Genomic DNA, 14817 nt, shown 5'->3' on the forward strand with positions numbered 1-14817 from the left:
TTACTCGCTGCTGGAAGTCGGGGTGGCGGTCTCGTCCAGACCGGCAATGGCATTGGCGAAGTTACGGGCCACGAAGGGTTGCAGATCATCCTCGCCTTCGCCAACCCCGATTGCGTGAACGGGCAGACCCGCCTTTTTGGCGATGGCAACGAGAATGCCGCCGCGCGCGGTGCCGTCCAGCTTTGTCATGATGAGGCCGGTCACGCCCACTGCCCTGGTGAAGACGTCCACCTGGTTGACGGCGTTCTGGCCGGTCGTGGCGTCAAGCACAAGAAGAACCGTGTGCGGTGCGGTTTCATCGCGCTTTTTGATAACGCGCACGACCTTTTCGAGTTCCGACATCAGCTCCGCCTTGTTGTGCAGGCGGCCGGCTGTGTCGATCATCACAACGTCTGCGTTCGTCTCCTGCGCCCTGGCGATGGCGTCGAAGGCAAGCCCCGCGGAATCCGCGCCGACGTCGCGGGCGACGACGGGCGCGCCGATGCGCTCCCCCCAGATCTTCAGCTGGTCGATGGCGGCCGCGCGGAAGGTGTCGCCCGCGCCCAGCACCACTGATTTGCCGGCCTGGGTGATGTGCTTCGCGAGCTTGCCGATGGTGGTGGTCTTGCCGGTGCCGTTGACGCCGACCACCAGAATGACATGCGGCTTGTGGGTGCCGTCTAGCAGGATCGGCTGTTCGACCGGCTCCAGCACCTTCGCCACTTCGGACGCCACGATGGAGCGGACTTCTGCCTCGTCTACTTCCTTGTCATAACGCCCGTCGCTGACCGCATCTGTGATCGCGGTTGCCGTCTCGATGCCGAGATCGGCCTGGATCAGCAGGTCCTCCAGCTCGTCCACTGTCGCCCCGTCCAGCTTGCGCTTGGTGAAGACCGAGGCGATGCCCGTGGTCATCGAGGAGGTGGAGCGGCTCAGGCCTTCCTTCAGGCGCTTGAACAGGCCCTTCTTCTCGGGCGCCGCGGCGGGTGCCGGTGTGTCGCTGCCGAAATCAATGATGCGGGCAGGCTTTTTGAGGTCCGGTTCAATATCCGGCGTCGTTTGGTCACTCATGCAGCGGCAGACAGGTTCGGGGTGGCAACAAGGGTGGCGCCGTGACGTGCGGTCACGTCAGCCCGGCAGATGGTGCCGGGCGCAACGGGCGTGCTGAGGCGCACGGCGGCAAAATCATCCGTGTGCCCCTCATCCGGCTTTTCGGCAAGCAGGCGCACAGTGGTGCCCACATGGGCGTCGAGCCGGGCTTCCAGCGCTGTGGACGCCCTGGCGCGCAGCTCAGCAGCGCGCGCCTTGATGGTGGCGCCGTCAACGGGCGGCATCTTGGCGGCAGGCGTCATGGGGCGGGCTGAATAGGGGAACACATGCACATGGCTGAGGCCGCAGGCCTCTATCAGCGATAGATTGGCTGCGTGCATGTCGTCCGTTTCGGTCGGGAAGCCGGCCATGAGGTCGGCCCCGAAGGCGATCTCCGGGCGCAGGCGGCGGGCTTCCTCGCAGAAGGCGATGGCGTCGGCCCGCGAATGCCGCCGCTTCATCCGCTTCAGGATCATGTCGTGGCCGTGCTGCAGAGACAGATGCAGATGCGGCATCAGGCGCTCTTCCTCGGCAATGGCGCGCATCAGGTCCGGGTCGGCCTCGATGGAATCGATCGACGACAGGCGCAGGCGCGGAAGCTCAGGCACCAGCTTGAGAATGCGCTGCACGAGGTTGCCGAGCGGCGGGGTGCCGGGCAGGTCGCCGCCCCAGGACGTCAGGTCGACACCGGTCAGCACCACTTCCTGCGTGCCGTTCTCGACCAGCTTGCGGATCTGGCTGACGACTTCACCGGCAGCAACGGAGCGGGAATTGCCGCGACCGTATGGGATGACGCAGAAGGTGCAGCGATGGTCGCAGCCATTCTGCACCTCCACGAAGGCTCGCGCGCGGGCCTCGAAGCCGGCGATCAGATGCCCTGCGGTTTCGCGCACGGCCATGATGTCGGCGACGGCGACGCGCGGCGCGTTGCTGCCCTTGAGGAAGGTTTCGGCCTTGGTCTTTTCCGCGTTGCCGACGATGCGGGAGATCTCCGGCATCTGCGCGAATGTCTCGGGCTCTATCTGTGCCGCGCAGCCTGTAACGATGATCTCCGCTTCCGGATGATCGCGCCGCGCCTTGCGGATCGCCTGGCGGGCCTGGCGCACCGCTTCGCTGGTCACAGCGCAGGTATTGATGATAATGGCGTTGTCCATGCCGCCGGCGCGCGCATGGTCGCGCATCACCTCGCTCTCGTAGGCGTTGAGGCGGCAGCCGAAGGTGATGATCTCCGGGTCCGCCATCACGCGGCTCCTGAAAGCTCGATCTCGCCGTCGAACTCGAACTCGGCGGGGCCGGTCATCATGATGTGGTCGTCGTCGTTCCACAAAATATGCAGCGGGCCGCCGGGCAGGTGCACAGTCACGTCGCGCTCCGTCAGCCCCTTGCGGGCGGCGGAGACGGCGATGGCGCAGGCCGCGGTGCCGCAGGCGCGCGTGGCACCCGCCCCGCGCTCCCACACCCGGGTGCGGATGGTGTTGCGGTCAATCACCTGGGCCAGCGAGATGTTGGCGCGCTCGGGGAACATCGGATGGTTCTCGAGCAGCGGGCCGATCTTCTCCAGATCATAGGCGTCCGCATCCTTGACCCAGAAGATCGCGTGCGGGTTGCCCACATTGGCAACGGACGGCGAATGGAGGATGGGGGCGTCGATGGGGCCGATCTGCAATTCGATGGCGCGGGTGTCGCGGATTTCCTCCGCCAGCGGAATATCCTGCCAGCCGAAGCGCGGCACGCCCATGTCGATGGTGATCTGCCCGTTGCCCGCGTCACTCGCCACGATGTCGCCGCCCAGGGTCCCCATGCGGATGTCGCCGGAAAGCCCTGCCTTGTAGAGATAGGCGGCCACACAGCGCGCACCGTTGCCGCAGGCTTCCACTTCTTCACCGGACTTGTTCCAGATGGCGGTGGTGACATCCGTCCCATCACGGCCGGGGCCGATCACCATGATCTGGTCGCAGCCGGGGCCGGTCTCGGTGCTGCCGATCAGGCGCGCGGCGTCGGCGTCCAATGCAAGCGCATTGTCGCGGGCGTCGATCACCACGATCTCGTTGCCGAGGCCATTCATCTTGTGAAACGGGACTGTCATGGCCGCCTATATGGCGCTTTTGAGCGTGAAATACCAGAAACAGCCGCGCACACCGGCACATAGCTGTCATTCCCCGCGTTGGACCCCCACCACACCCCCTCTTGTCATTCCGCGACTTGATCGCGGAATCCAGGGCGGACCGTGGGGGAGGTGACAGGCTGCCCTGGACCCCGTGGTCAAGCCACGGGGTGACAAGAGGGTGGGCCAGGGCGCCGGGAAACGCGCCCGCCCGCACAATGGCGCTTTGGCGCAGCGCATGGCAGAAACGGGGCAACAAACGGGGAGGAAACCATGCGGGAAACAATCGGCCGGCTGGTTATGGTCATTGGCGGCATCATGCTGTTCGCGGCGATGATCGGGGTCATCTGGCTGGATGCGCAGTTCGAGGAGCCCGGCGTGACCCATGTCCCATCGCTGGCCGATGAGTTGGGTGCCAAGCGCGTTCTGGCGATCTTCGCCCATCCCGACGACGAGCAGCTGGTGGCAGCCCTCCTTTCCCGCGCTGTTGAGGGCGGGGCTGAGGTTTTCATGATCACTGCCACGGCGGGTGAAGCGGGCACGCAGATGCCGCAGGTGGCCCGGCAGCAGGAACTCGGCATCATCCGTACCGCCGAGGTCCTGAAGAACGGATATGCGTTGGGGCTCAAGGCGCAGGAAGTGTGGGGCATGCCCGATGGCGGGCTTGAGCGGGATGTGCCGTTCCTGGCGCTGGTGATGGAGATCGTGAAGGCGTTTCATCGCTACGAGCCGGATCTCGTCGTCACCTTCTGGCCGGAAAGCGGGGCCAGTGCGCATCCGGACCACATGCGCATGGGGCTTGCCGCGCGTGAAGCAGTGCGCCAGTTCGAGGGCATCCACGTCTATCAGGGCCCCCGCCACGTCGCCTACACGCTGATGCCGCGCGGGGCCATGCGGTCGCTGGGCGGCGAGCGCGGCGCCTTCGTGGCCGACAACCAGCCCGACCCCACCCATTCCATGCCCGGCGACACCCATCTCAAACAGCGCGGCTGGGATTTGCATCACAGTCAGCGGGACTATGTCGCCCACGCCTATGGCGCGCCCGCCAATGTGCTGTACGCGTTCTTCGACAAGGAGTTTTATTTCGTCGAAGAGGTTGGCGCCGAATGAGCACGCAGCATGAACTTTCTCCCGGCCCGCTGCATGATGCCCGGGGCCATCTGACCGAGGCGGGCTACGCGACGGACGAGCGCAAGCGCTACAGCCGCGCGGCCATCCGGGCGCCCTGGTACCGCATCAAGGAATGGGACTATTACGGCATTTTCGGTGACGATTACGGCATCGGCCTCGTCATCGCCGATAATTCCTATATGGGGCTTCTGTCGGTCACCTGGTTCGACTTCACCGCGCGCACCATGCGCGATGTCGCGGCCATTCCGCTGTTCACCCGCGGGCAGCTGGGCCTGCCGGAAAGCGCGGATACGGGCGATATCGCTGCGTCGCACAAGGGCGTGTCGCTTGACTTCCGCCATGTGGATGGCGGGCGGCGGCTGATCCTGGATTGCCCGGCATTCGAGGGCGGCAAGGGGCTTGCGGGCGAGATATTCCTCGCCCAGCCCGACATGGACCGGATGACCATCGCCACGCCCTTTCCCGAAGGCGACCGGCTTTTTTATTACAACCAGAAGATCAACTGCCTCGCCGCCACCGGCGAAGTGACGGTAGCGGGCGTGCCCCATAGCTTTTCGCCGGACCGGCATTTCGGGGTGCTCGACTGGGGCCGCGGCTGCTGGGCCTATGACAATGTCTGGTACTGGGGCTCCGCCTCGGGCCTCGTCCAGGGGCGGCCCTTCGGGTTCAATATCGGCTACGGCTTCGGCGATACCTCGGCGGCGAGCGAGAACATGGTGTTCGTCGATGGCCGGGCGCACAAGCTCGATCAGGTGACCTTCCACATCCCCGAGGAAGGCTTTGACGCCGCACCGTGGCGGTTTTCCTCCAATGACGGGCGGTTCGAGATGGATTTCGAGCCGGTGTTCGACCGGGCTGCCTACACCAATCTCGGCCTCATCCGCTCCGACACCCACCAGACCTTCGGCCATTTCTCCGGCCGCGTGCGGCTGGATGACGGCTCGGTGCTGGAAGTGGAGCGGCTTCTCGGCTTTGCGGAAGAGGTGAAGAACCGGTGGTGAGGGGGCTAGTTGCAGCGCCTGGCCTTTAGCCGGTTGCCTATTTCCATTTCCAGTTTCCGCAAGTCTTGCTGTCTCGCCTCAGCATTCGTCACCCGCCTGACACGACGTATTTCTTCTGCCGTCAGGCTCTGAAGCTGTTTCTTCAGGCGATCATGCTTCCGCACGAGCAAGACGCCCTGAGTCACCGATACAACCAATCCAACCAGCCCGGAAATTTTTGACGCGGGAATGCCGGTCGGAATGCCAGCTGCACCTAGCTCCTTCAGCACCTCGGATAAATCGGCGGAAACACGGCGCTTCATGTCCTGCGTGCGGCGTAACTGAAACCTTGCAGCTTCCACAGCGTGGAAAGCCGCATTGGTTTCATCTCATACCTGATGGGCCCTGCCCCGCAGGGTTTGGCAGTCAGGGTGTTCTTCTGCCTTGTTTCCCGACACGTCTGCAATCTCAATCCCGTAATGCGTGTAGATGTGCTATTTTGCGGGCCTGAGAGGGACCAGGGGATTACGCGCTTATGCGGCGGGCGGGCACTTATCTTTTTGGCGGAACGCTTGTTTTTGCGGGACTGATGGCCGCGCTTCTGTGGGGGACATTGCCCCCGGCGCAGCCTGATTGGCGCCTGGCGTTCGAGGGGCTTGTGGCGGAAGGCGCGTGCTACGAGGCCAGCCGTCTTGCCAGCGATGTGGCCGGGGCTGATGTCATTGAGGCCGCTGAATTGTTTCAGGCGCTGGCGGCGCAGGACCCTGACAGCCCGTGCCGGCCTCTGTGGAGGCCCGAGCTGGCGAACTCATGGCCAACCGAAGACGCGTTACTGAGCGAGATGCGGATGGCAGCAGCCTCGCAGCGGGCGCGCCTGGCAGAGCTTGTTGATCAGCGCCGGTGGGCACCGGGCCGTAATGGGGCGTTTTTCCACGATCTTGCCGGCAGGTCCGTCACCACCAGCCCGGACAGCGTCTTTGTGTATGACGCCTTTGATGCAACGCCCCTGTCCGCAAGGTGGCAACATGCCTGGTGGCAATTCACCTGCGGCCACGCGCTTGGCCGTTTCAACCGGCCGCGCTGGGTGTGGGTGGAAAGCACGCTTTTCTGGCTGCGTCACCCGGACGGGACGCCCGCACAGCGGGAGATCGAACCCTGGTACGTATTCGAGCAGACCTGCGCAGCCTCTGCCCTGGACCTGGCCCGGGAGCTTGGCCTGGACGCACCCGGACAATTGGGTGATCTGGCTGAGCACCTGCTCTTTGAAGCCCAGGCCAGCCGCGAGGCGCAGCTGCTGTCCATCACGCGCGCGCTAATCCACGGCAAGTTCGGTTATGCCAGTCCGCAAACCAAGGAGGAGCGTGTGGCTGCTGCCCGCGATGCGTTGCTCTCGCTCGGACTGCTGACATGGGACGAGTATGGCCCGGCGCTTTCGTTCTATGGACGATTGCTGCTCAACGGCGGCCCGCCGGACTATGAAGATGTCAGCCTGGTCATGATTGCGAGGGACCCGCCACTGTCAGACGGGCAATACGCCTACGGATTACTGCTGCGGGCGCAGGCGGCCGGGGAAGACGTGGAAGAAGACCTCGCGCGGGCTGAGGCGGGGCTGACGGAAGCTGAGAAGGCAGCGGTGATGGATTGGGTGGAGGGAGAGTGAACGTGGTGATGAGGGCGGCGCCGCAGAGATTTCTGACGAGGAGTTCCATTTTATAAAAGCAGCGGATTCGATGAGTCAGAAGCTGGAGGGTGAAGAGAAATGAAGATGAAAGCGTTTGTTCTGGCTATCGGAATAGTCTCAACACTCCTGTTGGCAAGCTGTGAAGATGAGGGGCGGGAAGTCTACAGCTTGTATCGCGGTTCTGTATTTGGAGACCTTCGGATACATATGGCCACATTCGATGCTGATGAGGGTGACGACTATAACTTCAACAACTGCCAGATCGCTGCAGACCTCTTTCAAAAGCAACCTGGCGTGATTGTTCCGTATTGGTGTGAGAAGGGACGGGCTCGCTAAGACCTCCTCCCGCTTGACCCCACACCCGGTTTCGCCCTAAAACCCTAGCCACTTTCCGAGACATCGTCTGTCTCCTTCGGCCAGCGGGCTTTCGCGTCCGCACGTCGCCACCCGTCAGCGCGTTGCGCCCACGGGTGCGTTACTGCTTTGGCTTGTCGGATCTTTTGGCGGTGTGTCGCGGAAAACGGTTTGAAACGGCGGATTTTCGGCGCGGATGTTTGACACCTTACAGGAACGCCTGGGCTCCATTTTCGAGGGGCTGACCAAGCGCGGGGCGCTGTCGGAGAAAGATGTCTCCGAGGCGATGCGCGAGGTGCGCCGGGCGTTGCTCGAGGCGGATGTGGCGCTGCCGGTGGCGCGCGACTTCATCAAGAAGGTGACCGAGCGCGCTGTGGGACAGGAAGTCCTGCGCTCCGTCACGCCGGGCCAGCAGGTCATCAAGATCGTCCATGACGAGATGGTGGCGATGCTTGCCGGCGGCGGCGAAGAGGGCGCGCCCGCGCCGTCTTCGGACGATGCGGCGGATGACGCGGCGGGGATCGACCTTGCCGCGGTTGCGCCGGTACCGGTGATGATGGTGGGCCTGCAGGGCTCCGGTAAGACGACATCCACGGCCAAGGTGGCGATCCGCCTGCGCGACAAGGCCAAGCGCAAGGTGCTGATGGCATCGCTCGACGTGCGCCGTCCCGCCGCGCAGGAACAGCTCAAGGTGCTGGGCGAGCAGGCGGGCATCGACACGCTGCCCATCGTCGCGGGCCAGGACCCGGTGGCGATTGCGCGCCGCGCCATGGAAGCAGGCCGTCTCGGCGGCTATGACGTGGTGATGTTGGATACGGCGGGCCGCCTTGCCGTCGATGAAGCGCTGATGGCCGAGATGGCGGAGATCAAGTCCGCCGCCAATCCGCATGAAATTCTGCTGGTGGCCGACAGCCTGACCGGCCAGGACGCGGTCAACACCGCTGATCTGTTCAACAAGCGCGTCGGCCTCACCGGCATCGTGCTGACGCGCGCGGATGGTGACGGGCGCGGCGGTGCGGCGCTGTCCATGCGCGCTGTCACCGGCAAGCCGATCAAGCTTCTGGGCACCGGCGAAAAGCTGGACGAGATGGAAGTCTTCCGCGCCGAGCGCGTGGCGGGCCGCATTCTCGGCATGGGCGACGTGGTGTCGCTCGTGGAGAAGGCCGCCGAGACGCTCGACGCCGAGCAGGCCGAGAAGATGGCCGCCAAGATGAAGAAGGGTCAGTTCGACCTGGATGATCTGGCGGAGCAGCTCAAGCAGATGGCGAAGATGGGCGGCATGTCCGGCGTCATGTCGCTGATGCCCGGTATGGGCAAGGCGAAGAAGCAGCTTGATGCGGCGGGCATGGATGACGGGGTCTTGAAGCGCCAGGCGGCGATCATCTCCTCGATGACCAAGACCGAGCGCCGCAACCCGAAGCTTCTGAACGCAAGCCGCAAGAAGCGCATTGCCGCGGGCTCCGGCACCCAGGTGCAGGAAGTGAACCGCGTTCTGAAGATGCACCGTCAGATGGCGGATGTTTTCAAGATGATGGGCAAGAAGGGCGGCCGCAAGGGTATGGCTGCGCTGATGAACGCCATCGGCGGCGGTGGCGGTATGCCCCCCGGTGTCACGCCTCCCGGCGGCATGGGGGGCGGTATGGGGGGCGGTATGCCCGGCCTCGGTGGCGGCATGCCCGGCATGGGCGGTGGTCTGCCGCCTGCAGGATCTGGCGGTCTTCCTGGGTTGGGGGGTGGCTCGCTTCCCGGACTGGGCGGATCGAAGAAGAAGTAACGACGAATTTTCGCGGGCGAAGAAGAACCAAGAAGAGCAGCCCGCACATGACGAGTACGGATTAACGAGAATTGCCGCGCGGCCATGAGCGCCCCGGCAGGTGAGACAACCAAGGAGACCTTAACGATGGCACTGAAGATCAGGCTTGCCCGTGGCGGCGCCAAGAAGCGTCCGTTCTACCGCATCGTGGTGGCGGATGTGCGTTCCCCGCGCGACGGCCGTTTTGTCGAGAAGATCGGTACGCTGAACCCGCTCTTGGCCAAGGACAACGAAAACCGCGTCGTGCTCGACCTTGAGCGCGCCAAGTACTGGCTCGGCCAGGGCGCCAAGCCGACCGACCGCGTGTCCCGTCTGCTGGACGCCGAGGGCCTTGTGAAGCGCGAAGCACGCAACAACCCGAAGAAGGCCCTGCCGGGCAAGAAGGCGCAGGAGCGCATCGAAGCCAAGCGCATCGCCGAGGAAGAAGCTGCTGAAGCCGCCAAGGCTGCTGAAGAAGCTCCGGCCGAGGAAGCTCCCGCCGAAGAAGCCCCGGCTGAAGAGGAAGCCGCTTCCTAAAGCGGTCATCGTCTCATGGCTGACGGGTCCACGGACATACTTCTTGGCGCGATCGCCGGTGCCCACGGGGTGCGCGGCGAGGTGCGGGTCAGGACGTTCACGGAGGATCCGCGGGCCATCGGCGATTACGGGCCGGTGCACACGGAAGACGGGCGGGTTTTTGTCCTGCGCGTCACCAAGCCGGTCAAAGGCGGCATGGCCGCGAAGCTTGATGGGGTCACGGACCGCGATCAGGCAGAGGCACTGAAGGGCACGCGGCTCTATGTGTCTCGCGACGCGCTCGGCGAGCCGGGCGTGGATGAGGATGGTGAAGAGGCTTTCTTCCATGCAGACCTCGTGGACTGCGTGGTGGTGAAAGCCGATGGCGAGGAGATCGGACGGGTGATTGCCGTTCATGATTTCGGCGCGGGCGATTTGCTGGACGTCCAGCGCGCTGACGAGACCGGCAAGGGCAAGGCCCTGCTGGTGCCGTTCACGCGCGCGGTGTGTCCGGAGGTAGATATCGCCGCGCGCCGGATCGTGTGTGTGCCGCCTGCCGGTCTTCTCGAGGACGCGGAACCCGGGGAGGGCGAGGCCAATGGCTGAGACTGCCTCCCCGGCCTGGACCGCCACCGTCCTCACCCTCTACCCGGAGATGTTTCCGGGGCCGCTGGGCACGAGCCTTGCGGGCCGTGCGCTTGAGGCAGGCACCTGGGCGATGGATGTGCACAACATCCGCGAACATGCCCATGACAGGCACCGCACGGTGGACGACACGCCGGCGGGCGGCGGCCCGGGCATGGTGATGCGGGCCGATGTGCTGGCCGAGGCGATCGACGCTGTGGCCGACGGGCCGGGGCCGCTCGTCTATCTCACGCCGCGCGGCGTGCCGCTGAGCCAGGGCCTTGTCCGCGAAATGGCGGCGGGGCCGGGCGTCCGGTTCGTGTGCGGACGGTTCGAGGGGCTTGATGAGCGCCTGTTCGCCACGCGGCCGGGGCTTGAAGTATCGCTCGGAGATTTCGTGCTCTCCGGCGGCGAGATGGCGGCGCTGACCGTCATGGATGCCTGCGTGCGGCTGTTGCCGGGCGTGATGGGGGCGGACGCCTCGGGCGATGAAGAGAGTTTTGAGAACGGGCTTCTGGAATACCCGCATTACACGCGGCCCCAGGAGTTCAACGGCATGGAGATACCGGCGGTCCTGACCTCCGGCCACCATGAAAAGGTGCGGGCGTGGCGTCTGGCGGAAGCCGAGCGCATCACCCGCGAGCGGCGCCCGGATCTCTGGGCTGCCTATGTTGCAAGGACTGCCGGCGCGCGCGACGTGCGTCCGGAACTGGATCATTAGACGATAAGAGAAATCGAGGGTTCGACATGAACATCATCGAAGAGATTGAAAAAGAGCAGCAGGCCAAGCTGACCGAAGGCAAGGAAATCCCTGATTTCCGCCCGGGCGACACGGTCCGCGTCAACGTGAAGGTGGTGGAAGGCTCGCGCGAGCGTATCCAGGCCTATGAAGGCGTGTGCATCGCGCGGTCCGGCGAGGGCCTGCAGGAAAACTTCACGGTACGGAAGATTTCCTACAATGAGGGCGTGGAGCGCGTGTTCCCGATCTACTCCCCGCTGATCGACAGCATTCAGCTGGTCCGCACCGGTAAGGTGCGCCGCGCCAAGCTCTATTACCTGCGCGGCCGCCGCGGCAAGTCCGCCCGTATCGCCGAGCGCGTGGACCACAAGGCCGGTGCCAAGGGCAAGAAGAAGGCGTAAGCCCGTCCTTCTCCCTGATGGCGGCAGGGTGTTTGTGCCTGCCGCCGGTGCCTATATGACCAGACACCGGACAGCCCGCGTGCGAGCGGGCGCCGGTGCCCCATGACTGGATCCGATTGAAAAGGAAGCGAGCTGATGTCCGGCCCCCGCACAATGTATGACAAAATCTGGGACGACCATGTTGTCGAGACCCGTGAAGACGGGACCAGCCTGCTCTACATTGACCGGCATCTCGTGCACGAAGTGACGAGCCCGCAGGCCTTTGAAGGTCTGCGCATGGCCGGCCGCCAGGTGCGCCGTCCGGAAAAGACGCTGGCCGTGGCCGATCACAACGTGCCCACGTCCGACCGCGCCGGCGGTATCGCTGACGAGGAAAGCCGCATTCAGGTCGAGACGCTCGAAGCCAACACCAAGGAGTTTGGCGTCGAGTATCTGCCGATGATGGATATCCGTCAGGGCATCGTGCACATCGTCGGGCCGGAGCAGGGTTTCACCCTGCCGGGCACCACCATCGTCTGCGGTGACAGCCACACCTCCACCCATGGCGCGTTCGGCGCCCTGGCGCACGGCATCGGCACGTCCGAAGTTGAGCATGTGCTGGCGACGCAGACGCTGATCCAGAAGAAGGCGAAGAACTTCCGCGTCAATGTGGAAGGCACGCTGCCGGAAGGGCTCACCGCCAAGGACATCGTGCTGGCGATCATCGGCGAGATCGGTACGGCCGGCGGTACGGGCTATGTCATCGAATATGCCGGTGAAGCCATTCGCGCGCTCTCCATGGAAGGCCGTATGACCGTCTGTAACATGACGATCGAAGGCGGTGCCCGCGCTGGGCTGATCGCGCCGGACGATGTGACCTACGATTATCTCAAGGGCCGCCCGCGCGCGCCCAAGGGTGGGGCGTGGGAAGCAGCGGAAGCCTATTGGCGCACGCTGCCGTCCGATGAGGGCGCCAAGTTCGATCGCGAGATCACCATCGACGTCAACAACATGACGCCGATCGTCACCTGGGGCACCAGCCCGCAGGATGTTGTGGCCGTCACCGGCATGACGCCGGACCCGGCCAAGATCGACGATCCGGACAAGGCCCGCGCCGTGCAGCGCGCGCTCGACTATATGGGTCTTGATGCCAACACCAAGATGACCGACGTCGCCGTCGACACGGTCTTCATCGGCTCCTGCACCAATGGCCGCATCGAGGATCTGCGCGCCGTCGCCGACGTGGCCAAGGGCCGCAAGGTGAAGGAAGGCATCCGCACGCTCGTCGTGCCGGGCTCAGGCCTCGTCAAGGAGCAGGCGGAGGCCGAAGGCATCGACAAGGTGCTGATCGAAGCGGGCTTTGACTGGCGTGAGCCGGGCTGTTCCATGTGCCTTGCCATGAACGCCGACAAGCTGGCCCCGGGTGAGCGCTGCGCCTCCACCTCCAACCGCAACTTCGAAGGCCGCCAGGGCCGCGGCGGCCGCACACACCTCGTGTCCCCCGCCATGGCCGCCGCCGCGGCCATCGCCGGGCATTTCGTTGACGTGCGCGACCTCGACTAAGGGAACAGCAAGATGGATAAATTCGACAAGCTGACGGGTGTTGCGGCGCCGATGCCGATCCTCAACATCGACACCGACATGATCATCCCCAAGCAGTTCCTCAAGACGATCAAGCGGACGGGGCTGGGTGTGCATCTGTTCGACGAGATGCGCTACAAGGATGACGGGTCCGAGGTCGAGGACTTCGTGCTGAACCAGCCGGCCTATCGCGATGCCAAGATCATCGTGGCGGGCGACAATTTCGGCTGCGGCTCCTCGCGCGAGCATGCGCCCTGGGCGCTGCTTGATTTCGGCATCCGCTGCGTGATCTCCACCTCGTTTGCCGACATCTTCTACAACAACTGCTTCCAGAACGGCATTCTGCCCATCGTGCTGCCGAAGGAAGACGTGGACAAGCTGATGGACGACGCCCAGCGCGGCGCCAATGCGGTTGTGTCCGTTGATCTCGAAGCCCAGGAAATCACCGGGCCGGACGGCGGCAAGATCACGTTCGAGATCGACCCGTTCCGCAAGCACTGCCTGCTCAATGGCCTCGATGCCATCGGCCTCACCATGCAGCAGGTGGACGCGATCGACGCGTTCGAAGCCAAGGACAAAGGCGCCCGCGCCTGGGCGTAAGGCCGTCACTGCAAGCGCGGTTTTATCAGAAGGCGGAGCAGCTGCGGTTGCTCCGCCTTTTTTTATTGCCCAGGGTGACAGGACACGCCTTGCGCGCTGCCGGTTGCGTGTGACAGGCTGGCGGCAAGTAAAGAAACGGAAAAGGCAGCGCGCGCCAGGGCGTAAGGCGATTGCAGAACACAAACAACATTGCTGCGGAGATTCTCAGCTACCAGAAAGTAGCCAGCACTACGACGATGAGATTCTCCGGCGGGCTGATCGGCCGTTATGAAGAGCAAGAAGAGCTATTGCTAATTGAGCCCCGCCCCTCCGGTCATGGCGCAGCGCTCTTTACCCAGGTCAAACCTGCGGATTTCCTGAGTTTTCTTGACACGCTCGGCCTTAGACTGCTGGGCTTAGAGGAAATTGTTGAACTGCCTCCTGTTCCAGCAGTGGTATGGAGTCCCGCAACATTCTTACTCGACAAATTTGACGGGTGGGACGCTGAACAGACATGGCATCGCACTGCGGCTGCATTGAGAGCCCAGTCTGAGTACCCCACTGCGGATACGGCCATACACATAGCCTTTCATTTGAGGTGCGCTGTAAATTGTCTGCGCAAGGCGTCTATAGGTTATGAGCGGCATTTGAGAAGGGCGTTGTTTTCCGGCCAGCAACTTGGGATTCGTAGTACGCATATAGATGACTATGAAGTGTTTGAAAGTATTCATGGCTTCTTCGTCGAAGCCTCAATGGTTCGAGATCATCTTTCGAAGTTTGCAAGCCGTGTGATTTTTCAGAAGCCGGATTTTGAAACCTATGTGTCTTTGCTGAAATGGTTGAGAGATGTTGAAGCACCAACTCAACTGGGAGAGGAACTTATCTCTGCCGGCACGCAGGATAGTTCGGGGTGGCTCGCTTGTCTTTCACGCTACCGGAATAACATTATTCATGGGTCACCTCTTGTTGGTGCGACAACGGCTAATCGTTTTGTTCTTTTGTCTACCGGACCTGTAAAATTTAACCTTGCAAAGGTTGTGCTTGAGGTGCCTGAAAATCCGTTTGCTTCAGAAGAAGGTGATTTGGTCGATGCCTTGGATCTGTGTGTGAAGTACACCAGAAAATTAGCTCGTTTGGCTTTGCAGGTGGTCAATGAAAGTGGCGTCAAACCGGTGGACATCACAATCAAGCCAAAAAATAGCTTTAGTGGACCGTAGTTCAGTAAATGAATCTGAGGCTAGGTCTTGCAAAGAGCCAAATGTATTTCATTCCATGAAATGGCGATGGT

16 protein-coding genes are annotated in these 14817 nt (G+C 63.2%); 12 read left to right on the top strand and 4 right to left on the bottom strand.

The features are described from left to right. The 3 genes from ftsY to dapF are packed head-to-tail and all read right to left on the bottom strand — an operon-like array spanning position 1 to position 3154. Positions 1–1050, bottom strand: coding sequence for a signal recognition particle-docking protein FtsY (gene ftsY / locus HG718_RS14645; RefSeq protein ID WP_160586363.1), 1050 nt, complete (start codon positions 1048–1050; stop codon positions 1–3). Next, the gene (mtaB, locus tag HG718_RS14650) at positions 1047–2309 is read right to left on the bottom strand and encodes a tRNA (N(6)-L-threonylcarbamoyladenosine(37)-C(2))-methylthiotransferase MtaB (RefSeq protein WP_160586364.1); all 1263 of its coding nucleotides are present in this window, start codon (positions 2307–2309) and stop codon (positions 1047–1049) included. Before mtaB ends, ftsY begins: the two co-directional genes overlap by 4 nt. Further along, positions 2309–3154: a diaminopimelate epimerase gene (gene dapF, locus HG718_RS14655; RefSeq protein ID WP_160586365.1), complete on the bottom strand. Its 846-nt coding sequence runs from the start codon at positions 3152–3154 to the stop codon at positions 2309–2311. Before dapF ends, mtaB begins: the two co-directional genes overlap by 1 nt. 291 nt (positions 3155–3445) lie before the next feature. Here dapF and HG718_RS14660 point away from each other — a divergent pair, with 291 nt between their 5' ends. Then, entirely contained in the window at positions 3446–4282 is an 837-nt protein-coding gene (locus HG718_RS14660; protein WP_160586366.1) for a PIG-L deacetylase family protein, read from the top strand. Next, positions 4279–5304, top strand: coding sequence for a DUF2804 domain-containing protein (locus HG718_RS14665; protein ID WP_160586367.1), 1026 nt, complete (start codon positions 4279–4281; stop codon positions 5302–5304). Before HG718_RS14660 ends, HG718_RS14665 begins: the two co-directional genes overlap by 4 nt. Positions 5305–5309: 5 nt before the next feature. On the opposite strand, the gene HG718_RS14670 is transcribed toward HG718_RS14665, so the two are convergent. Continuing rightward, positions 5310–5606: a hypothetical protein gene (locus HG718_RS14670; RefSeq protein ID WP_160586368.1), complete on the bottom strand. Its 297-nt coding sequence runs from the start codon at positions 5604–5606 to the stop codon at positions 5310–5312. A 266-nt stretch (positions 5607–5872) separates the two neighbouring features. Between HG718_RS14670 and HG718_RS14675 the strand changes: the two genes are divergently transcribed. The 10 genes from HG718_RS14675 to HG718_RS14720 all read left to right on the top strand — a co-directional run bounded on the left by HG718_RS14675 (position 5873) and on the right by HG718_RS14720 (position 14746). Next, complete coding sequence (locus tag HG718_RS14675; RefSeq protein ID WP_160586369.1) at positions 5873–6943, top strand: hypothetical protein; 1071 nt, start codon at positions 5873–5875, stop codon at positions 6941–6943. A 105-nt stretch (positions 6944–7048) separates the two neighbouring features. After that, positions 7049–7300 carry a hypothetical protein gene (locus tag HG718_RS14680; protein WP_160586370.1) on the top strand — a complete coding sequence of 84 codons (252 nt, stop codon included), beginning with the start codon at positions 7049–7051 and terminating at the stop codon, positions 7298–7300. A 214-nt stretch (positions 7301–7514) separates the two neighbouring features. Next, entirely contained in the window at positions 7515–9092 is a 1578-nt protein-coding gene (ffh, locus tag HG718_RS14685; RefSeq protein ID WP_160586371.1) for a signal recognition particle protein, read from the top strand. A 126-nt stretch (positions 9093–9218) separates the two neighbouring features. Further along, entirely contained in the window at positions 9219–9647 is a 429-nt protein-coding gene (gene rpsP, locus HG718_RS14690) for a 30S ribosomal protein S16 (RefSeq protein WP_027839607.1), read from the top strand. 15 nt (positions 9648–9662) lie between these two features. Then, a complete protein-coding gene (gene rimM, locus HG718_RS14695) occupies positions 9663–10232 on the top strand; it encodes a ribosome maturation factor RimM (protein ID WP_160586372.1) in 570 nt (189 codons plus the stop codon). Further along, complete coding sequence (trmD, locus tag HG718_RS14700; RefSeq protein ID WP_160586373.1) at positions 10225–10971, top strand: tRNA (guanosine(37)-N1)-methyltransferase TrmD; 747 nt, start codon at positions 10225–10227, stop codon at positions 10969–10971. The genes rimM and trmD overlap by 8 nt, the downstream gene beginning before the upstream one ends. A gap of 26 nt (positions 10972–10997) precedes the next feature. After that, positions 10998–11390: a 50S ribosomal protein L19 gene (gene rplS / locus HG718_RS14705; RefSeq protein WP_027839610.1), complete on the top strand. Its 393-nt coding sequence runs from the start codon at positions 10998–11000 to the stop codon at positions 11388–11390. A gap of 135 nt (positions 11391–11525) precedes the next feature. Further along, entirely contained in the window at positions 11526–12932 is a 1407-nt protein-coding gene (gene leuC / locus HG718_RS14710; RefSeq protein ID WP_160586374.1) for a 3-isopropylmalate dehydratase large subunit, read from the top strand. Positions 12933–12944: 12 nt separating this feature from the next. Further along, positions 12945–13550 carry a 3-isopropylmalate dehydratase small subunit gene (gene leuD, locus HG718_RS14715; protein WP_160586375.1) on the top strand — a complete coding sequence of 202 codons (606 nt, stop codon included), beginning with the start codon at positions 12945–12947 and terminating at the stop codon, positions 13548–13550. 170 nt (positions 13551–13720) lie between these two features. After that, positions 13721–14746, top strand: a complete 1026-nt coding sequence (locus tag HG718_RS14720; protein WP_160586376.1) for a hypothetical protein — start codon at positions 13721–13723, stop codon at positions 14744–14746. The last annotated feature ends 71 nt before the right edge of the window (positions 14747–14817 follow it).

Source organism: Pyruvatibacter mobilis (genome assembly GCF_012848855.1).
GTDB lineage: Bacteria > Pseudomonadota > Alphaproteobacteria > CGMCC-115125 > CGMCC-115125 > Pyruvatibacter > Pyruvatibacter mobilis.